This is a genomic window from Bradyrhizobium sp. WSM2254, assembly GCF_000472645.1.
In the GTDB taxonomy this organism is placed as follows: domain Bacteria; phylum Pseudomonadota; class Alphaproteobacteria; order Rhizobiales; family Xanthobacteraceae; genus Bradyrhizobium; species Bradyrhizobium niftali.
Genome location: NZ_AXAB01000076.1, coordinates 1 through 19,884, shown reverse-complemented (window position 1 = coordinate 19,884; position 19,884 = coordinate 1). Strand labels below are relative to the sequence as shown.

At 65.8% G+C, this 19,884-nt stretch carries 18 protein-coding genes; 11 read left to right on the top strand and 7 right to left on the bottom strand.

The window, feature by feature from the left end:
• Positions 1-254: 254 nt before the first annotated feature.
• The 3 genes from A3M7_RS0136740 to A3M7_RS0136730 all read right to left on the bottom strand — a co-directional run bounded on the left by A3M7_RS0136740 (position 255) and on the right by A3M7_RS0136730 (position 2,969).
• Positions 255-1,061, bottom strand: coding sequence for a class I SAM-dependent methyltransferase (locus A3M7_RS0136740; protein ID WP_027548361.1), 807 nt, complete (start codon positions 1,059-1,061; stop codon positions 255-257).
• Between the two features lie 111 nt (positions 1,062-1,172).
• Positions 1,173-1,832, bottom strand: coding sequence for a transcriptional regulator (locus A3M7_RS0136735; protein WP_027548360.1), 660 nt, complete (start codon positions 1,830-1,832; stop codon positions 1,173-1,175).
• Positions 1,833-1,841: 9 nt separating this feature from the next.
• Complete coding sequence (locus A3M7_RS0136730) at positions 1,842-2,969, bottom strand: threonine synthase (protein WP_027548359.1); 1,128 nt, start codon at positions 2,967-2,969, stop codon at positions 1,842-1,844.
• Positions 2,970-3,346: 377 nt separating this feature from the next.
• Between A3M7_RS0136730 and A3M7_RS0136725 the strand changes: the two genes are divergently transcribed.
• Genes A3M7_RS0136725 through upp form a run of 3 tightly spaced genes read left to right on the top strand, consistent with a single transcriptional unit; the run spans position 3,347 to position 6,530 of the window.
• A complete protein-coding gene (locus A3M7_RS0136725; RefSeq protein ID WP_027548358.1) occupies positions 3,347-4,603 on the top strand; it encodes a GTP cyclohydrolase II in 1,257 nt (418 codons plus the stop codon).
• Positions 4,604-4,610: 7 nt separating this feature from the next.
• Positions 4,611-5,849: a URC4/urg3 family protein gene (locus tag A3M7_RS0136720; protein WP_027548357.1), complete on the top strand. Its 1,239-nt coding sequence runs from the start codon at positions 4,611-4,613 to the stop codon at positions 5,847-5,849.
• 51 nt (positions 5,850-5,900) lie between these two features.
• The gene (upp, locus tag A3M7_RS0136715; protein WP_027548356.1) at positions 5,901-6,530 is read left to right on the top strand and encodes a uracil phosphoribosyltransferase; all 630 of its coding nucleotides are present in this window, start codon (positions 5,901-5,903) and stop codon (positions 6,528-6,530) included.
• 9 nt (positions 6,531-6,539) lie between these two features.
• Here upp and A3M7_RS0136710 read toward each other — a convergent pair whose 3' ends face one another.
• Positions 6,540-7,649 (bottom strand): M48 family metallopeptidase, encoded by a 1,110-nt coding sequence (locus A3M7_RS0136710; protein WP_027548355.1) that lies wholly within the window; start codon positions 7,647-7,649, stop codon positions 6,540-6,542.
• A 3-nt stretch (positions 7,650-7,652) separates the two neighbouring features.
• Complete coding sequence (locus tag A3M7_RS0136705; RefSeq protein ID WP_049823932.1) at positions 7,653-8,807, bottom strand: YjgN family protein; 1,155 nt, start codon at positions 8,805-8,807, stop codon at positions 7,653-7,655.
• A 391-nt stretch (positions 8,808-9,198) separates the two neighbouring features.
• Between A3M7_RS0136705 and A3M7_RS0136700 the strand changes: the two genes are divergently transcribed.
• Positions 9,199-10,464, top strand: coding sequence for a cytochrome P450 (locus tag A3M7_RS0136700; RefSeq protein WP_027548353.1), 1,266 nt, complete (start codon positions 9,199-9,201; stop codon positions 10,462-10,464).
• A 92-nt stretch (positions 10,465-10,556) separates the two neighbouring features.
• The gene (locus tag A3M7_RS0136695) at positions 10,557-11,831 is read left to right on the top strand and encodes a cytochrome P450 (protein WP_027548352.1); all 1,275 of its coding nucleotides are present in this window, start codon (positions 10,557-10,559) and stop codon (positions 11,829-11,831) included.
• Between the two features lie 236 nt (positions 11,832-12,067).
• Here the strand turns inward: A3M7_RS0136695 and A3M7_RS0136690 are convergent, their stop codons facing one another.
• Entirely contained in the window at positions 12,068-12,988 is a 921-nt protein-coding gene (locus A3M7_RS0136690; RefSeq protein ID WP_027548351.1) for a LysR substrate-binding domain-containing protein, read from the bottom strand.
• A gap of 125 nt (positions 12,989-13,113) precedes the next feature.
• Here A3M7_RS0136690 and A3M7_RS0136685 point away from each other — a divergent pair, with 125 nt between their 5' ends.
• From A3M7_RS0136685 to mdlC, 4 genes are all read left to right on the top strand, one after another.
• Entirely contained in the window at positions 13,114-14,283 is a 1,170-nt protein-coding gene (locus A3M7_RS0136685; RefSeq protein ID WP_027548350.1) for an acyl-CoA dehydrogenase family protein, read from the top strand.
• Positions 14,284-14,294: 11 nt separating this feature from the next.
• Positions 14,295-15,395 carry a CaiB/BaiF CoA-transferase family protein gene (locus tag A3M7_RS0136680; protein ID WP_027548349.1) on the top strand — a complete coding sequence of 367 codons (1,101 nt, stop codon included), beginning with the start codon at positions 14,295-14,297 and terminating at the stop codon, positions 15,393-15,395.
• Positions 15,396-15,410: 15 nt separating this feature from the next.
• Positions 15,411-16,262 (top strand): MaoC family dehydratase N-terminal domain-containing protein, encoded by an 852-nt coding sequence (locus A3M7_RS0136675; protein WP_027548348.1) that lies wholly within the window; start codon positions 15,411-15,413, stop codon positions 16,260-16,262.
• Positions 16,263-16,396: 134 nt separating this feature from the next.
• Positions 16,397-18,019, top strand: a complete 1,623-nt coding sequence (mdlC, locus tag A3M7_RS0136670; protein ID WP_027548347.1) for a benzoylformate decarboxylase — start codon at positions 16,397-16,399, stop codon at positions 18,017-18,019.
• 173 nt (positions 18,020-18,192) lie between these two features.
• Here mdlC and A3M7_RS0136665 read toward each other — a convergent pair whose 3' ends face one another.
• Entirely contained in the window at positions 18,193-18,969 is a 777-nt protein-coding gene (locus A3M7_RS0136665; RefSeq protein WP_027548346.1) for an SDR family NAD(P)-dependent oxidoreductase, read from the bottom strand.
• 75 nt (positions 18,970-19,044) lie between these two features.
• Between A3M7_RS0136665 and A3M7_RS0136660 the strand changes: the two genes are divergently transcribed.
• Both A3M7_RS0136660 and A3M7_RS47820 read left to right on the top strand, forming a co-directional pair.
• Positions 19,045-19,506 carry a MarR family winged helix-turn-helix transcriptional regulator gene (locus A3M7_RS0136660; RefSeq protein WP_198033885.1) on the top strand — a complete coding sequence of 154 codons (462 nt, stop codon included), beginning with the start codon at positions 19,045-19,047 and terminating at the stop codon, positions 19,504-19,506.
• A 175-nt stretch (positions 19,507-19,681) separates the two neighbouring features.
• On the top strand, positions 19,682-19,884 hold a 203-nt coding region (locus A3M7_RS47820), incomplete at its 3' end, for a helix-turn-helix domain-containing protein (RefSeq protein WP_156937065.1).

The following is a 19,884-nucleotide window of genomic DNA, read 5'->3' as shown; positions in this document are numbered from 1 at the left end:
GCCGCATGCGGCTGACCTGCATCCGCTACGTCGGTCTGATCAAGGCGACCGGACAAGTCCTGCTCGCCTCAATCGCCTTCAACATGAGGCGGTGGGCCACGATCGCCGCGTGAGCCGCCCTCCGAGGGCGACAACTACAGATATTGGCAGGTAATTGCCGCGACTAAGGCCTTCTCTCGTGACGTCTTCAGCCTCAAAAGCCAATAACGCAACAGGCCCACAAGGGGAGAAGGAAAAGCACCATCGTCGCCTTCTCACACCTTCCTTGCCTTCGTCATCAGAAACTGCTGGCGCATCATGTTTTGGCCGGCGTCGAAATACTCCGAGATCAGCGCCTCGAACTCGGTACGGAAGCTCTTGAGCCTGTCCGGCTCGTCCTTGTACTGGGCGACGAGCTTGATCAGGGGCCCGATCGTCGCTTCCATGGTGCGGCGGAAATGCTGCGGGCTGAGTGTGGACGGCGTCATCATGTCCATCTCGAAGGAGACATCCTTCGCTTTCCCTGCGAGACGCTCGGCGACGATCTTCGGATCGCCCCACAGGACCGGCGATGCCACGCCCTCGGGCGGCGGCAGATGGCGGCCGACCATCGCGAACATCCGTCCGACATACAGATGCGGCGGCCAGGTGGAGAAGGCGATGGTGCCGCCGGGCTTCAGCACGCGCAGCATCTCGCCGATGGCAACGTCCGGACGCGGCGCGAACATGTGGCCGAACTGGCTGAGCACCACGTCGAACTCGTTGTCGCCATAGGGCAGGCTTTCCGCGTCGCCGTCAACGAAGGCGACATCGAGGTTCGCCAGTTGCGCGTGCTCGCGGGCGCGCTCGATCAGAACCGGCGACAGGTCGAGACCCCTGACCTTGGCACCGCGGCGCGCCGCCGTGATCGCGACAACGCCGGTGCCGCATCCGACGTCGAGCAGCCTTTGGCCGGCGGCAACACCGGCAAAACCAACGAGCTTGGCGGCAGCCGGAGTCGTGAAAACTTCCATCGGCGTGAACAGCGACCAGGCTTCCTTCTGGACTGCCTTGAAACCTGCAAACGGGTCCTGCGCGGTCATGGAACTCTCCCATCGCTCGAGGGTCGATCTCCATGAGGCGGGCGACGGACGCCGAAGGTTCAAGGCTGGCTGATGGTAGCAACGGCACTGCGTTCCGGCTGGCGCGCCGCCTCACCTCGCATCGGCATACACCGTGGCGCGCGACACGCCGAGATGGGCGGCGATGATGTCGGAGGAACGGCGTACCTGCATGCAGCCGGCGTCGCGCAATTCGCGCAGCAGGCTGCGGCGGTCCTCCGTGGTGAGCGCGCGGGGCGTGGTGGCGCGGCGCGCGGCGAACCGGTCGATATGGGCGCGGATCGCGTCGGCGCCGACAGGGGTGAGGGATTCGCGCGGGCCGTTTTGCGCATCGACGCTGACGAACTGGCCGATCGCGCTCTGCAAACCCTGGAACAGCGTCAGGTCGACGTTGAGGCAGAGCGCAGCGACGTAAGCACCGTCCGCGCCCTTGATGCCGATCGACGTGCTCTTGGCCTGCCGTCCGTCGGCAAAGCTGTTGGCGTAGTTCGCAATCACTTGCGGATAGTCGGGATCGGCGATGCGGGCGAGGCCAAGCTCAGTCGCGCCCTGGCCGACCTTGCGGCCCGACAGGTTGTTGTGAATCGCGACGATCGCATTCCTGGGATCGGTGAGATCGTGCAGCACGACCTCGCAGAACGGCGCAAAGGTCTCCCCCAGCCCTTGCGCGATCTGCTGCAACTGGTCGAACAGCAATATTCGCTCGGCGGCGGTCTTGCCCGATGGGGCGGACGCGGATTTGCTGCGGCTCATCGCCCGGCCCTATTGCACGAGATCGGCGACGGTGGTCGCGGCCTTCAGCCCCGTGCCGGTGAGCACCGCGACCGTGGTCTCGTTCGCCTTGATGGCGCCAGTGGCGGAGAGTTTGTCCAGCGCGGCGGCTGCGCTGGCGCTGGTCGGCTCGGCGAACAGTCCCTGCCGTGCAAGACGCCGCAGGGCGGCGACGATCTCGTCCTCGGCCAGCGCAACGGTGCCGCCGCCACTCTCGCGCAGAGCGGCGATGATCTCGCGCAGGCGCAGGGGATTCTTGATCGCGGTGCCTTCGGCGATGGTCTTGCTGACCTCGCGCGCGACAGGCGTATCGACGCCGGCCTTGAAGCTCGCATCGATCGGCGAGCAGTTGAGCGGCTGCGCCGCGAACAGCCGCGGCAGTTTCGTGATCTGCCCGGCTTTCAGCAGCTCGCGGAAACCGAAGGCGCAACCGAGCAGGCTGCTGCCGGCGCCGACGGGGACGATGACGTTGTCGGGGGCGCGGAAGCCGAGGTCTTCCCAGATTTCATAGGCGAGCGATTTGGTGCCCTCGAGGAAGAACGGCTGCCAATTGTGGCTGGCGTAAAATGTCTGGCTCGACTGGCGGATCGCCTCGGCCTCCGATTCCTCGCGTGGCCCCTCGACGAGCTGCACCGCCGCGCCATAGGCGCGCACCTGCGCGATCTTGGCCGGCGAGGTCGAAGCCGGCGCCAAGATCTTCACGCGCATGCCACCGGCGGCGCCTAACCCCGCCATCGACGAGCCGCCATTGCCGGAAGAGTCCTCCAGTATGGCGTCGACACCGATCTGCCGCAGGAAGGACAGCATCACGGAGGAGCCGCGGTCCTTGAAGCTGCCGGTCGGGTTGAACCATTCGAGCTTGAACAACGGGCGCAGGTCCCCCCACTCCTGCGCTACCAGCGGCGTGCAGCCCTCGCCGAGCGTGATCGGATTCTTGATCTCGACCGGCAGCGCCGCCCGGTAGCGCCACAGCGATCGCGTACGCGGCTCGACCTCCTCGCGCGACATCCCTGCCCCCGGCGTCACCAACAGCGGCGTACGCTCGTCCGAGCACCAGCGCGGCTGGTCGAGCGGATAGAGCTTTCCGGTACGAGGCTCGATGTAGCTGGCGGCGAGCATGGCGGTCTCCTGGGGGCAATGGCGATCTATACGATTTGTCTGATTATATACATTATGTCCAGCCGCGACGCAATTGCCGCAACGCCTCTTGAAAACAGAAAAACAGAAACTATTTCAAATCCTTAGATCTATCCCGCGGATCGAACGGCAAGGTTCGACCGGAGCGAGGGCGCGGGATTCACGCGGACCGGACCGGTTCGCCGATGATGGAATTTGGCGATGAACGCCTGCCGGGCGCAGCAGCATTAACTTGTCTGTCGCCGTCGGCCGCTACAATATGTTGGATTGAGCTTGCGCCGCCGGTGCTCCGCATCGGTAACGCAAAGTGAGCCAGGCCCGTCCGAGCGGCGGGCCGTTGGCTTTTTGGGAGCCTGGACATGAGCCGCGCGAACCGTACCGATCACATCCGCCTCACCTCCCATCCGGAGCCGGGCAAGAAGGCCGCCTTTCCGATCCATTGGGGCGCAGCCGACGCGCGCGCCCGCGGGCCGATCATCGGCACGGTGTCCCGCGCGCAAGATCGCAACGTGATCGGCAGCCATGGCGGCTCCTATGCAATGTACCGCGCGCTCGCCGTCTCCGCCGGCGCGCTCGACCCTATCCGGCGTCCCGACCTCACCAACACGTTTCCGGCGGCCGCCATCGGGCCGTTTCCGCAATGGAACGATCCCGCCAAGATCGTCGCGCTCGACCCCTGGGGGCATCTGGTCGCCGAGAACTTTGGCAAGGAGATCGCCGAGGGCTCCGACATCCGCCCGAGCATCGCGGTGACGCGCGCCCGGCTCGACCTGCCGGAGATCCGCGAGGCGCTGGCCGCCAAGCGCTTGCGCGCCGACGGCGAGGTCGTGCACGCCAATGGCAGCGTCTCGGTGGTGAAGATCGCGATCGATCCGGTCTGGTACCTGCCCGGCCTCGCCGAGCGCTTCGGCACCGGCGAGACCGAGCTGCGGCGCACGCTGTTCGAGCAGACCGCCGGCATGTTCCCGGAGCTGGTGACGCGGCCGGACATGAAGGTGTTCCTGCCGCCGATCGGCGGCACCACGGTCTACATGTTCGGCGACGTCACCAAGCTGCCGGACCATCGCACCAAGATCACCTGCCGCGTGCACGACGAATGCAACGGCTCCGACGTGTTCGGCTCTGACATCTGCACCTGCCGGCCCTACCTCATCCACGGCATCGAGGAATCCGCGCGCGGCGCGCAGGAGGGCGGGCTCGGGCTCGTCGTCTACAACCGCAAGGAAGGCCGCGCGCTCGGCGAGGTCACGAAATTCCTGGTCTACAACGCCCGCAAGCGCCAGGAGGACGGCGACGCGGCCGCCGCCTATTTCGAGCGCACCGAATGCGTCGCCGGCGTCCAGGATGCACGCTTCCAGCAATTGATGCCTGATACCATCCACTGGCTGGGCCTGAAGCGCATCGACCGCTTCCTGTCGATGAGCGACATGAAGCACGACGCGCTGACCTCGCAGGGCATCGACATCGTCGAGCGCGTGCCGATCCCGCCCGAGCTGATCCCGGCCGACGCCTATGTCGAGATCGCCGCCAAGAAGGCCGCCGGCTATTACTCGACCGACATCGCGCCCGAGAAGGACGTCAACGGCGTGGTCGGGCGTTCGCTGGAAAAATACTGATCGATTGATGGCGGACTCTTTGGAACGAGAAGCCCGTTCGCTGCTCACCGCAGCAGCGGTTCGCGCGCGCGCCGGGCAGATGCTGGAGCTTGGCCTGGTCGGCGGCTTGAGCCACTTCACGATCGATCTCGACCGCATGGACGGCGTCGCCGATGCCGTGCTCGCGGTCACGCGAAAAGCCTATCCGACGCTGGACGTTCCGTTCCACGCCCGCTGGCGGCATTTTGTGCTCGGCGGCGTCGATCGCTGGGCGCGGCTGGCGGACGCCGCATCATGGCCGGATCGCGCCGCGCGGGCGCGCGCGGAGTTCGACCTCGCCATCGTCAGCGTGCTGCTCGACGCCGGCGCCGGCGCTGCCTGGCGCTATCGTGACGCGGTGACGGGCGAAAGCATCGGCCGATCCGAGGGGCTCGCAATTGCGAGCCTCGACATGTTTGCGGGTGGGCTCTTCTCCCGCGATGTCCGCGCGCCTTTCAGGGCCGACGCGGACGTGCTCGCAAAACTGCCGCTTGCCTCCCTCACCTCTGCGTTTCAGGTCAGCGACGCCAATCCGCTGCTCGGCCTCGACGGACGCACGGATCTGCTGCGGCGTCTGGGCAAGCAGGTGGCGGACCGTCCAGAGATCTTTGGACTGCACGATACGCCGCGGCCCGGCGGCCTGTTCGACCACATCGCGGCGCAGGCTGTCGGCGGAGCCATCGCCGCGCCGGCGATCCTCTCCGCGGTGCTGAACCAGCTCGGGCCGATCTGGCCGTCGCGGCTGGAGCTTGCAGGCGTTCCGCTCGGCGATTGCTGGCGCCATCCGGCGATCAAGGCTGACGATGCGACCGCCGGCCTCGTGCCGCTGCACAAGCTGTCGCAATGGCTGAGCTATTCGCTGATCGAACCGCTGCAGCGCGCCGGGTTTGCGGTCACCGACATCGACGGCCTGACCGGGCTTGCCGAATACCGCAATGGCGGCCTGTTCGTCGACCACGAGGTGCTGCGCCTGCGCGATGCCGCGGATGCCGGGCGCGCGCATGCGGTGGATTCCCTGCTCGTCGTGGAGTGGCGCGCGCTGACCATCGCGCTGCTGGATCGGCTTGCCGGACTGGTTCGCACAAAGCTCGGCCGCACGCCTGAGACCTTGCCGCTCGCCAGCATCCTGGAAGGCGGCACCTGGGCCGCAGGCCGCGCCATCGCCTTCGCACGCCGTCCCGACGGTTCGCCGCCGCTCAAGGTGATCAGCGACGGCACGGTTTTCTAACTCTCATTGTCGCTCACACATTCACTTGATGAATTTCAGGAGCATCCGATCATGGAAGGCGTCACGATCGTCGATCACCCGCTGGTGCAGCACAAGCTGACGCTGGTGCGGGACAAATCCATCTCGACCAAGTCGTTTCGGGAGCTGATCAAGGAGATCGGCATGCTCTTGTGCTACGAGGTGACGCGCGACCTGCCGCTCGCCGATACCGTCATCGAGACGCCGCTGGCGACGATGCATTCGGCCAAGATCGCCGGCAAGAAGCTGGTGTTCGTGCCGATGCTGCGCGCCGGCACCACCTTCGTCGACGGCATGATGGATCTGGTGCCGACCGCCCGCGTCGCGCATATCGGGCTCTACCGCGAGCCGCACAGCTTTGCCGCGGTCGAATATTTCTTCAAATCGCCGTCCGACCTCGGCGAACGGCTGGCAATCGTCGTGACGCCGGTGGTCGCCACCGCCAACACGGCCGTAGCCGCCATCGACCGGCTGAAGGAGCGCGGCGCCAAGGACATCCGCCTCGCCTGCCTGATCGCCGCACCGGAAGGGCTCGAACGCCTGCGCGGATTGCATCCGGACGTGCCGGTCTGGACGGCCGCGGTGGACGAGGGTCTCGACGAGAACGGCTTTATTTTGCCGGGCCTTGGCGACGCCGGCGACCGCGCGTATGGGACAAGGTAGCGCGGAAGCTCAGATCTTCCCGCTGCCGCAAATGCCCTTCAGCGCCTGCCACTCCGCATCCGTCAGCAGCGGCGGGCCGCTGGCGGGGCGATCTTCCTTGGTCATGCGGGCGAGGCGGTCCTCGGTCAGCGGGTGGCTGGCGAGGATGGTGAAGCCGGAGCCGCCTTCCTTGCCGGTGATGCGGAACATCAGCTCGGCCGAGGGCTTCGGCGAGCGGCCGAGCGCGTGCATGATCTCGATGGCGAAGGTGTCGGCGGCGGTCTCGGCCTCGCGCGAATAGGAGGCCTCGACCACGCTGCGCGAGGCGAAGATCACGGCGGATGAGCCGGTGACGTCGCCGAACAGCAGGCCGATCAGGAACGAGGTGCCGCCGTTGTAGATCAGGCCGCGCATGTTGTCGTGATGCTTGAGATGGCCGAGCTCGTGGGCGAGGATGCCGGCAAGCTCGTCGGGGCTTTCAGCCTTGTCGAGCAGGCCCTGCAACAAGAACACCTTGCCGCCCGGCAGCGCGAAAGCGTTCGGCACCGAGGTCGGCAGCACGCCCGCGGTCATGGCATCGTCGTCGAGGCCGGCCGCATCGCGCAGGCGGTTGACCAGCTTTGTGAACGCGGCCTTGCCCGCGGGGTCTTCGCACATGCGGCGGCCGAAGATGGTCTTCACCTGGACCTCGGACGCATCGCCAATGCGGCGCTCGATTGGTTTCGGCACCAGCGGCGCGAGACGGTCGGCGGCGAGCGGCACGCCGAACAGCACGACACAGACGATCGAGACGGCGGCGGCCACCGACCAGCCGACGATCTTCGCGACACCGCGGCGCGTGGTCTGCTGCTCGTCGAGACGCATGCAGCGGACGGTCACGTCGGCCGCGAGCGCGGCATCGCGAATCTCCAGCCGTGCCAGCGGCGGCGCGGACGTCGCGGCCAGACGCAGGATACCGGCCGGACTGTCGGCGCGGCGAATGTCGGCATAGGCCCAGCGAACCGGCGTCCCGCCCCCCTCAAAGATCTCGAGCGCATCACCGAGCGTCAGCGTCACCTGCCGCCTGCGGCTCGACACGCCGTCGAAGAAGATCGTCGGCTTTGCGGACTGCGCCGGAGCCTCGGTGGACAACTCGCTCACAGATCAGAATCCCGCGACATCGAGTCCGTCGGCAAAGCCTTCGCCGAGCGCGCTGGCGAGCTCGCCGCTGCCGCGCACATCCGCCGCGGCCCCGATGTTATGCACCTCGACGGTCTCCAGCACCTTGGCCCAGAGATCGCGCTGAAGATAGACCCGCATGATGATGTTGACCGCAAGCGCCACGGCGAAATAGCCGATGACCATCATCACCAGCATCGGGATGCTCTTGGCGGTATTGTCGGGACCGAACACCTGCTCGACCGGAAGGCCGCTCAGCTTGACGACGAGCGTGGTGGCGCCGCCGAGATAGGCAGCGAAAATGATCGAGAGCAGCATCCACCAGCCGATCACCTTCCAGTACAGGCCGTAGAACGCGTCATGCGGCAGCTCCGAGGACAGGCTGACGCCGCCGATGCGGATGCCGTCGAGCCACCAGCGCCATTCGCGCGCCTTGAACTCGGCATAGAAGAACGGGGCGAGCGGGAAGATGACCATCGCGATCGGGCTGAGCAGCCACAGCCACCAGCCGCGCTTGAAGAACGTCCAGCCATCGCCTTCGAAATCGCCGGAGAGGTCACCGTAATGGGTGTGCTGCATCTTGTAGCGTTCGAGCGAAGCCTCGCGCCAGGGCAGCGCCAGGCCGAGGGTGAGGAACACCAGCAGGCCCCACGCCATCGCGCGGAACGAATAGGCCCAGCCCGAGCCGTCCATCCAGAACCGCACGCCGCGCCAGACCGTGCGCGTCAGGCGATAGCGCCGCGCGCGAAAAATCGCGAACTGGCCGAAGGCGTAGAAGCTGATGAACAGCGGCGTCGAGGCGAAGCCCTGCCAGCGCTCGAACTCGATACCGATGAGGAAATAGGCGAGATAGATCGGTACCAGGATCGCCAGCGCGAACAGAAAGCCGATCAGCAATTCCTTGCCCCGGCCGGTATATTCGGCGGCGTCGCCGTCGATCGACGTGTTCGACCACAGGTGACGGCGGATGTCGGTGACGAGCCAGAACCGGTAGAAGCCGAAAGTGACCAGCTCCAGCATGGCACCCTTGGTGACCATCTTGCGGAACACGGAGCGGTCGCCGGCGAAGTCGACCCGCGTGGGCGGCAGTGGCGGCGGGACGGGTTCGGAACCGATGGGGGCCCATTGCATGTCGTTCACGGCGGCAACCTCGGGATGTTGGCCTGTTGCGGTCAAACTATAGATCAGAGATTGGTCGATCCCCAAGATGGGCGGGTTCGATTTGCCCCGTTTCCCGTCGATTTCTGGCACGTTTCCCCGTCGAACCGCGTGCGGGAGATCACGTTGACACATCTGCGTGACAGTTGCTGATCCGTAGCCCGGATGGAGCGCAGCGTAATCCGGGACAGCTTGATTGGCGGCCCGAATCCCGGATTTCGCTCCGCTCCATCCGGGTTACGCACCTCACCCAAAGGTTGGATGTGGCAAAACTCGCCCTTGCCCCGACGCAGACAACCGGCTGTAATTGCAAATCAAATACCGCAGCGCAGAATTCAACGAGAACGCGCGGTTCATGTCAGGGAGAGCGGTCATGCACGGGACCATCGAAAGCACGGCAAAGCTCGATGCATTGCGCGAGCGCGCCACGTCACTGCCGCTGGAGCAATTCGATCCGGGCGATCCTGAATTGTTCAGGACCGATACGTTCTGGCCCTATTTCGACCGCATGCGCCGTGAAGACCCCGTGCACTATTGCAAGGACTCGATGTTCGGGCCGTACTGGTCGGTGACGCGCTACAACGACATCATGGAGATCGAGACCAACCATTCGGTGTTCTCCTCGGCCTCCGCCCTCGGCGGCATCACCATCCGCGACATCGATCCGGATTTGCGCCGCGAAAGCTTCATCTCGATGGACCCGCCGCGCCATGCGGCGCAGCGCAAGACCGTGGCGCCGATGTTCACGCCGACGCATCTGGACAATCTCGCGCTCAACATCCGCACCCGCTCGGCCGAGTGCCTCGACAATCTGCCGCGCGGCGAGGTGTTCGACTGGGTCGATCGCGTCTCGATCGAGCTCACCACGCAGATGCTCGCGGTGCTGTTCGACTTCCCCTGGGAGGATCGCCGCAAGCTGACGCGCTGGTCGGACGTCGCCACCACCATTCCCGGCCCCGATGGGCTCGTCGCCACCGAAGACGAGCGGCAGGCCGAGCTGACCGAATGCGCCGGCTATTTCGCGCGCCTGTGGAAGGAGCGCATCGAGCAGCCGCCGAAGAGCGATCTGCTCTCGATGATGGCGCATGGGGCGGCGACGCGCGACATGGACGCAAAGAACTTCCTCGGCAATCTCGTCCTTTTGATCGTCGGCGGCAACGACACCACCCGCAACACCATGTCGGGCTCGATCCACGCGCTCAGCCAGCATCCGGAACAATATCGCAAGCTGCGCGAGAATCCTGCGCTGCTCGACAGTTTCGTGCCGGAAGTGATCCGCTGGCAGACGCCGCTCGCGCATATGCGCCGCACCGCGCTGTCCGATTTCGAGTTCCGCGGCAAGCAGATCAAGAAAGGTGACAAGGTCGTGATGTGGTACGTCTCGGGCAACCGCGACGAGGAGGCGATCGAAAAGCCCTACGATTTCATCATCGACCGCGCCCGCCCGCGCACGCATCTCTCCTTCGGCTTCGGCATCCACCGCTGCGTCGGCTTGCGGCTTGCCGAACTCCAGCTCAAGATTATCTGGGAAGAGATCCTCAAGCGCTTCGACCATATCGACGTGGTCGGCGAACCCAAGCGGGTCTATTCGAGTTTCGTAAAGGGTCTTGAAACCTTGCCGGTCAAGATTACGGCGTAGGAGACCTCCCCTCCCCGCATCCGCCTTCGCCAAAGCTTCGGCGGACAAGTGCGAGGAGAGGCGAAAGAAGAGCGACAACTGGAGCCACGACCATGAACATCCAGACGCCGGTGAAAGTGGACAAGGCCGAACGCATGCGCAGGGCGCGCGAGGAGGCCCACGCGACCCCGCTCGCGCAGTTCCACCCCGGCGCGCCACGCCTGTTCCAGGACGACACGCTGTGGCCGTGGTTCGAGCGGCTGCGCAAGGAAGAGCCGGTGCATTACTGCACCAACGCACCGATCGAGCCCTACTGGTCGGTGGTGAAATACAACGACATCATGCATGTCGACACCAATCACGGCCTCTTCTCCTCGGACTCGACGCTCGGCGGCATCTCGATCCGCGACGTGCCGCCCGGCTACGACTATCCGAGCTTCATCGCGATGGACCAGCCGCGGCATTCGGCGCAGCGCAAGACGGTGTCGCCGATGTTCACGCCGACGCATCTGGACGAGCTGGCAAAGCTGATCCGCCAGCGCTCGCAGACCGTGCTCGACAATCTGCCGCGCAACGAGACCTTCAATTTCGTCGAGCGCGTCTCGATCGAATTGACGACGCAGATGCTGGCGACCCTGTTCGACTTTCCCTGGGAGGAACGGCGCAAGCTGACGCGCTGGTCCGACGTCTCCACCGCACTGCCCAAGAGCGGCATCGTCGCTTCGGCCGAAGAGCGCCGCCGCGAGATGGACGAATGCTACGCCTACATGTCCAGGCTGTGGAACGAGCGCGTCAACTCCGCGCCGCGCAACGACCTCCTGTCGCTGATGGCCCATAACGACGCCACGCGCTTCATGGACCCCGACAACCTCATGGGCAACATCATCCTGCTCATCGTCGGCGGCAACGACACCACGCGCAACACCATGACCGGCTCGGTGCTGGCGCTGAACGAGAACCCCGAGCAATACGACAAGCTGCGCGCCAACCCTGCGCTGATCGACACCATGGTGCCCGAGGTGATCCGCTGGCAGACGCCGCTCGCGCATATGCGGCGCACCGCGCTTCAGGATACCGAGATCGGCGGCAAGCAGATCAAGAAGGGCGACCGCGTCGTGATGTGGTACGTCTCGGGCAACCGCGACGAGGAGGCGATCGACCGTCCCGAGGAGTTCATCATCGACCGCCCGCGGCCGCGCACCCACCTCTCCTTCGGCTTCGGCATCCACCGCTGCGTCGGCATGCGGCTCGCCGAGCTCCAGCTCAAGATCGTCTGGGAGGAGATGCTGAAGCGCTTCGACCGCATCGAGGTGGTCGGAGAGCCGAAGCGGATCTATTCGAGCTTCATCAAGGGATACGAGTCGCTGCCGGTGCGGATACCGGGGTAGCGCGCTCACTTTAAGCGGCTGCGCATCCAACTCTATCCCCTCACCCTGAGGAGCGCGCCCTTCGCGCGCGTCTCGAAGGGCGAGGCCCCCGGCGGGGCCTGCATCCTTCGAGACGCGCGAAGACGCGCTCCTCAGGATGAGGATCAGGCAGACCAGCTCAGCTATAAAATTCCGGCATGACAGGTCGCGCCAGATACGAAGGCAAGATGGCGCGCGGCTGTTCTACGACACGGCATCTAACTCAACTTGATGTCCCAGACCCCTTCCTTGCGGCAGGCGGCGACTTCCTCGCGCAGGAGCGCGGTGATGGCCAGCGAGGCCGTCGAGGCCGGGCGGTCGATCGGAGAGGCGAAAATGAGCTCGCGCGTCATCGGCTTGGACACGACAGCAGTTTCCAGCCGCCCGTCCGCGACCTCGCCGTGGACCGACGAGGGCGGCAGCAGCGCGAAACCGAGCCCCTCCTCCACGAGGCTCGTCAGCACGCGAAACGAATCCGCCTCGAGCTGGACGTTGAGCTTGATCTTGCGCTGGGCGGCCGCGTGCTCGATCAGCGCACGGAGGCCGTGCGAATGACTGGGCAGCACCAGGCGCTGCCGCAGCAGCCAGCCGACATCGACGCTCTTCTTGCGCGCGAGACCGCAGCCGCGCGGGCCGACCGCAACGATGTTGTCGCGGCCGAGGCTCTGCACATTGAGGTGCAGATCCGCCGAGCGGCCGTAGAGGATGGCGAGATCCATCTCGCCGCGGTGCAGCCATTCGACGAGGTGGCCGCTGTAGCTCTCGACGATCCGCAGCGAAATGCCGGGAAATGTCTCGACGCAGCGCCGCGCGAAGCGCGCCGACAGCACGCAGCTCACGGTCGGAACCAGGCCAAGCACGACCTGGCCGGACGGCGGCCCCTTGGCCGACTGGATATCGTCGCGGATCTGGTCGATCTGCCGCACGACGCCGGACGTGCGCGCGAGCAGAAGCCGCCCGGCATCGGTCAGCACCATGCCGCGGCCGTTGCGCGTGAACAGCTCGACGCGCAGCTCGTGTTCCAGAAGCTTGATCTGGCGGCTGAGCGCCGGCTGCGCCACGCGCAGCGTGTCGGACGCCTTGGAGAGGCTGCCGAGCTCCGCCACACAACTGAAGGTCCTGAGCTGTCGGAAATCCATGCTTGCCAATCCTGGAAGGCTACTCCATACGCTATAGCAAATGAGCATAGGGGGCTGGCGTTGTTTTCACAACGCCGGAGGATCGGCCGGCGTTATCTTAACTGCGGCACCGAACGGGAAACGCCATGAGTGAAGAACACCACACCGAAGATCACGCCGATATCCGCGAAGCCGTCGCAAAGCTCTGCGCGCAGTTTCCCGGCGAATACTGGCGCAAGCTCGATCGCGAGATGGCCTACCCGAAGGCCTTCGTCGACGCACTGACCGAGGCCGGCTATCTCTCGGTGCTGATCCCCGAGGAATATGGCGGCGCGGGCCTGAAGCTTTCCGCCGCGGCCGCGATCCTCGAAGAGATCCAGCGCGCGGGGTGCAACGGCGGCGGCTGCCACGCCCAGATGTACACGATGGGCACGGTACTGCGGCACGGCAACGCCGAGCAGAAGGCAAAATACCTGCCGAAGATCGCGAGCGGCGAATTGCGCCTGCAGGCCTTCGGCGTCACCGAGCCGACCAGCGGCACCGATACGTCCTCGCTGAAGACCTTTGCGCGCAAGGACGGCAACGACAGCTACATCGTCAACGGCCAGAAGATCTGGACCAGCCGCGCCGAGCATTCCGACCTGATGGTGCTGCTGGCGCGCACCACGCCGAAGGAGCAGGTCAAGAAGCGCACCGACGGCCTTTCGGTGTTCATCGTCGACATGCGCGAAGCCAAGAACAACGGCCTCGAGATCCGCCCGATCCGCACCATGATGAACCACGCCACCACCGAAGTGTTCTTCACCGACATGAAGGTGCCGGCGGAGAATCTGATCGGCGAGGAAGGCAAGGGTTTTCGCTACATCCTCTCCGGCATGAATGCCGAGCGCATCCTGATCGCGGCCGAATGCGTCGGCGACGCCAAATGGTTCATCGCGAAGGCCACGAACTACGCCAAGGAGCGTAGCGTGTTCGGCCGGCCGATCGGCCAGAATCAAGGCATCCAGTTCCCGATCGCGAAGGCCTACGCCTCGATGCGCGCGGCCGAGCTGATGGTGAAGGAGGCGACACGCAGATACGAGGCCGGGCTCGACTGCGGCGCCGAGGCCAACATGGCCAAGATGCTCGCGGCCGACGCGTCCTGGGAAGCGGCCAATGCCTGCATCCAGACCCATGGCGGTTTTGGATTTGCCGAGGAATACGACGTCGAGCGCAAATTCCGCGAGACGCGGCTTTACCAGGTGGCGCCGATCTCGACCAACCTGGTGCTGTCCTTCGTCGCCGAGCACGTGCTCGGCATGCCCCGCTCGTACTGAGGCAGCAAATCATGGGAGCACTCGACGGGATCAGGGTGATTGCGGTCGAGCAGGCGGTTGCGGCACCGTTCTGCTCCTCGCGGCTGGCGGATGCCGGCGCGGAAGTCATCAAGATCGAGCGGCCCGAAGGCGATTTCGCCCGCGGCTACGACGCGGCGGCCAAGGGCCAGAGCAGCTATTTCGTCTGGCTCAACCGCGGCAAGCAGTCGGCGGTGGTCGATCTCTCCACCAGGCAAGGCTGCGCCGAGCTGGAGAAGCTGATCGCGAGCGCCGACGTGCTGATCCAGAACCTCAAGCCGGGCTCGATGGACAAGCTCGGCTTCTCGCGCGAGCGGCTCCTGAAGGACTATCCGAAGCTGATCTCCTGCACCATCACCGGCTATGGCGACGAGGGCCCTTACGCGCACCGCAAGGCCTATGATCTCCTCATCCAGGCCGAGAGCGGGCTGGCCTCGATCACCGGCAATCCCGACGGCGCCTCGCGCGTCGGCATGTCCATCGTCGACGTCGCGACCGGCGCCACCGCGCATGCGGCGATCCTGGAAGCGTTGATCGCGCGCGGGCGCACCGGCAAGGGCGCCGATATCCGCATCTCCATGTTCGACGTGATGGCGGACTGGTGCACCGTGCCGCTGCTGAATTCCGAGGCCGGCAACCCACCGAAGCGCATGGGCCTGCGCCATCCCTCGATCGCGCCCTATGGCGTGTTCACCTCGAAAGATGGCAAGGACATCCTGATCTCGATCCAGAGCGAGCGGGAGTGGAAGACGCTCTGCGTGAAGGTGCTCGACCAGCCCGACCTGCCTGCCGATCCGCGCGTCGCCAACATGGTGGAGCGCGTGCGCAACCGCGATTTCACCGACAAGACGGTGGCCGATGCCTTCGGCAAGATGACGCGCGATGAGCTGCTGAAGCGGCTGTCGGATGCCGACATCGCCTTTGCCGAGGTCAACACCATGGCCGACCTCACCAACCACCCGCACCTGCGCCGCATCGAGGTCGACACGCCGAACGGCGGCGTCAGCTATCCCGCGCCGGCGCCGATCATCGTCGGCGAGAGCCGCGCTTACGGTGCCGTGCCTGCCATCGGCGAACGTCCATCCAAGAAATAACAAGAGCGAGGCGTCATGACCGAGAAGCTCGACATCGATCATCTCAGGCAATGGATCGGCCGCAGCACGGAGGCCACCGACATCGTCACCGCGCAGCTCGTGAAGGGCCTGCGCGCGACGCTGTTCCAGGGGGGCGGCGAGCCCAAGAAGGGCGACGCCGCGCCATTCACGGTGCACTGGTGCCTGGCGCAGCCGGTGTTTCCGATGTCGATGCTGGGGCCCGACGGCCACCCCACCCGCGGCGGCTTCCTGCCGCCGGTGCCGCTGCCACGCCGGATGTGGGCCGGCGGCGAGATCGAATTCCTGGAGCCGCTCCGCGTCGGCGATGAATCGACGCGGACCTCGCGCATCGCCGACGTCACGGTGAAATCAGGCTCGACCGGCACGCTGTGCTTCGTCGCGGTCGAGCACACCGTGACCTCACCGCGCGGCGTCGCCATCCGCGAGCGGCAGGACATCGTCTATCGCGAGATAACGAGCGGCGCGCCGGCCGGCGCCAAGGCCCCGCCTCCGCCGCCCAAGGCGCAGCATCGCGAGACGCATGTATCCGATCCGGTGCTGCTGTTCCGCTACTCGGCGCTGACCTTCAACGGCCACCGCATTCACTACGACCGCGACTACGTCACCAAGGTCGAGGGCTACCCAGGCCTGATCTTCCACGGCCCGTTGCAGGCGGCGCTCATCATCGAGATGGCGGCCAAGCTCCACGGCGGCAAGGCGCCGAAGAAGTTTACCTATCGCGGGCTTCAGCCGCTGTTCGAAGGCACGGAGTTCTCCATCAACGCCAACGAGACCGAGGCGGGCATGGAGCTGTGGACCGCGAATGCGGAGGGACAGCCGACGATGAAGGGCTCGGCGGTGTGGTGATGCGCCGCCTCCTCGTCATTGCGAGCGCAGCGAAGCAATCCAGAATCTTTCCGCGGTGACACTCTGGATTGCTTCGCTGCGCTCGCAATGCCGGTGGGATTGGCAGCGTCGATAAACAACAGGGGACGGAAACCATGTCCAAGGACGGCAAGACCGGCAGCAAATCCGTCACCGTCAAGCAGGCGACAATCGACCTGCTGCGCGCCTTCGGCATCAGACGCGTCTTCGGCAATCCCGGCTCGACCGAGCTGCCGTTCCTCAGCGACTGGCCCGACGACATCGACTACGTGCTGGCGCTCCAGGAAGCCTCCGCCGTGGGCATGGCCGACGGCTACGCGCAGGCGACGCGCAATGCCGGCTTCGTCAATCTGCATTCGGCCGCCGGCGTCGGCAACGCGCTCGGCAACATCTACACCGCACATCGCAACCGGACCCCGCTCGTGATCACCGCGGGCCAGCAGGCGCGCTCGATCCTGCCGCTCCAGGCGTTCCTCTATGCCGAGCGTGCCTCGGAGTTCCCGCGGCCCTACGTCAAATACAGCGTCGAGCCGGCGCGGCCCGAGGACGTGCCGGCCGCGATCGCGCGCGCCTATTACACCGCGCTGCAGCCGCCATGCGGGCCGACCTTCGTCTCGATCCCGATCGACGACTGGACCCATGCCACCGCGCCGGTCGAGGCGCGCAAGGTCAGCCGCGAGATGGGCCCCGAGCCTGACGCAATGAAGGCGCTGGTTGCCGCACTCGGTTCCGCAAAACACCCTGCCCTCGTCGTCGGCCCCGGCGTCGACCGCGCCGGCGCGGTCGATCTGATGGTGCGCGTCGCCGAGAAGGCCAAGGCGAGCGTCTGGGTCAGCCCGTTCTCGGCGCGGTGCTCGTTCCCGGAGCGACATCCGCAGTTCGCGGGCTTCCTGCATGCCTCGCCCGCGCAGCTCTCCGACGCGTTGCGCGAGCACGATCTCGTCGTCGTGGTCGGCGCACCCGTGTTCACCTTCCATGTCGAGGGACACGCCGCGATCTTCGATGGCGGCGCGACGATCTTCCAGATCACGGATGATCCGGATGCCGCGGCGGTGACGCCGGTCGGTACCAGCATCCTCGCCACGATGAAGCCGGCACTGAGCCTGCTGCTCGACCTGCTGCCGGAGAGCAAACGCGCAACGCCCAAGGGCCGCACGCTGCCGCCGGCGCCGCAGGCCGCCGATCCGTTGCCGGTCGAATTCCTGCTGCATTCGCTGTCGCAGGCAATGCCTGATGGCGCATCGCTGGTCGAGGAAGTGCCCTCGCACCGGCCGGCGATGCAAAAGTTCATGCCGATGCGCGGCCAGGACAGTTTCTACACCATGGCGAGCGGCGGCCTCGGCTATAGCCTGCCCGCCGCGGTCGGCATGGCGCTCGGCAAGCCGAAGAGCCGCACGGTGTGCCTGATCGGCGACGGCTCGGCGATGTACTCGATCCAGGCGCTGTGGACCGCCGCGCAACGCAAGCTGCCGCTGACCGTCGTCGTCATCAACAATTCAGGCTACGGCGCGATGCGCTCGTTCAGCCAGGTGATGCAGGTGAGGAACGTGCCCGGGCTGGAATTGCCGGGCATCGACTTCGTGCGGCTCGCCGAAGGCATGGGCTGCCATGCGGTGCGGGTGAGCAAGGCCGCGGAGCTGGCTGAGGCGCTGAAGCACGGGATGGCGTACGACGGCACGAGCCTCGTGGAGGTGGTCGTGGATTCGGCGGTGCCAGTGTTGTACGGGCAGAAGCATTAGGGCACGCCATATCCACAGCGTCGTCCCGGCGAAGGCCGGGACCCATACCCACAGGGAGATGTTTGGCGAAGACTCTTGGTGGGCAGCGTCGCACTACAACTACTCCCTGGGGTTATGGGTCCCGGCCTTCGCCGGGACGACACGGAGTTTTTGGCGAACGCCCGCAAGCAAAACTACGACGCCAAGAATCCCCCGTCCGCCGCCAGCACATGCCCGACGACATAGGACGACGCATCCGACGACAGCCACACCACGGCCTCCGCGACTTCCTCCGGGCTCCCCATCCGCCGCAGCGGCAGGCCTGCGCTGACCGTCGCGACATCGCCGACGCCGGCGCGCAGCATCATGTCGGTGACGACGCGGCCGGGCGCGATGGCGTTGATGCGGATGCCGCGCGGGGCGTTCTCCATGGCGGCCGAGCGCGTCAGCGAGATCGCCGCCGCCTTGGACGCCGAATAGAGCGAGAAGCCGGGATTGGGATTGCGCACGCCGCTGACGGAGGCATTGACGACGATGCTGCCGCGGCCTTGCGCCAGCATCGCCGGCAATTGATGGCGCAGGCACAGGAACAGCGCGCGGACATTGGTGTCGAACACGCTGTCGTAGATCTCCATGCCCTGCTCTTCCAGTGGCGCCCGGCGCTCCTGGAAGCCGGCATTGTTGAAGGCAACGTCGAGCCGGCCGCAACGCTTCACAGCCGTGCCGACGAGGCGCGCCACGTCGTCCTCGCGCGTGATGTCGGTCTTGAGCGCGATCGCGTCCGTGCCGATCTCGCGGCATGCCGCCGCGGTCGCCTCGATCTCCGCTTCGCGCCGCCCCGCAACGATGATCGCTGCCGCGCCTTCGGACGCCATCCGCAAGGCCGTAGCGCGGCCGATGCCGCTGCCGCCGCCGGTCACCAGGCAGACCTTGTCCCTCATCCGCTGACCAGCCGGGGAAATTCCGCTCATGGGTCACTCCAAAACGCTTGCACGCGCCGCTCTGCGCATATAGTTGTATGATACAACTATATGCCGGGAGTCAAGATGACCGGGCTATCGCTGATCGACGACATCCGCGCCGCCTCGCGCCTGATGGTGCGCGAGCTCGGCTTCATGGACGCGACGGTGGCGGCGTCGGACTATCCGCCGTCGGCCGTGCACACCATTCTGGAGATCGGCATCCGCGGGCCGATGACCTCCAGCGAGCTCGGCGATTTCCTGCGGCTGGAAAAATCCAGCGTCAGCCGCCTGGTGCGCAAGCTGATCGATTGCGGGGAGCTGAAGGAGACGCCTGACGAGCGAGATGCACGCAGCAAGCTGCTGTCGCTGACGGCCAAGGGCCGGCGCACGCTGGAGGCGCTGCATGCGTTCGGACGGAAACAGGTGAGCGGCGCGCTGGCGGCGTTGACAGAGGCCGAGCAGCGCACGGTGCGCGAGGGAATGATGCTCTATGCCCGGGCGTTGCGGCAAAGCCGGGCGGAGGATGAGGCGCAGTCGGCGGCGTAGTCAATGGTGTCGTCCCGGCGAAAGCCGGGACCCATACCGCGTGATTTATCGATGACGCGCAGGTGTTAGTACCACGGGAAAGAATAACTGGCAGTCTTCGCCAAATTTCTCCCTGTGGTTATGGGTCCCCTGAGTTCACAAACGAAGTGCAACACTTCCAACTGGAGGTGTTGCCATGGGGCGGACTTACAAACAGCTCTCCCTTGACGATCGATGCGAGATTGCCCGCCTTTCGGCCAATGGCAACTCGGTCGGGCAAATCGCGGCAGCTTTGGATCGCCCGCCATCAACGATCTCTCGGGAGCTGAGGCGGAACCGTGGCAGGCAGGTCGGCTACAAGCCAAGCTATGCTCAGCAGCAGACCCGGGCGCGGCGCTG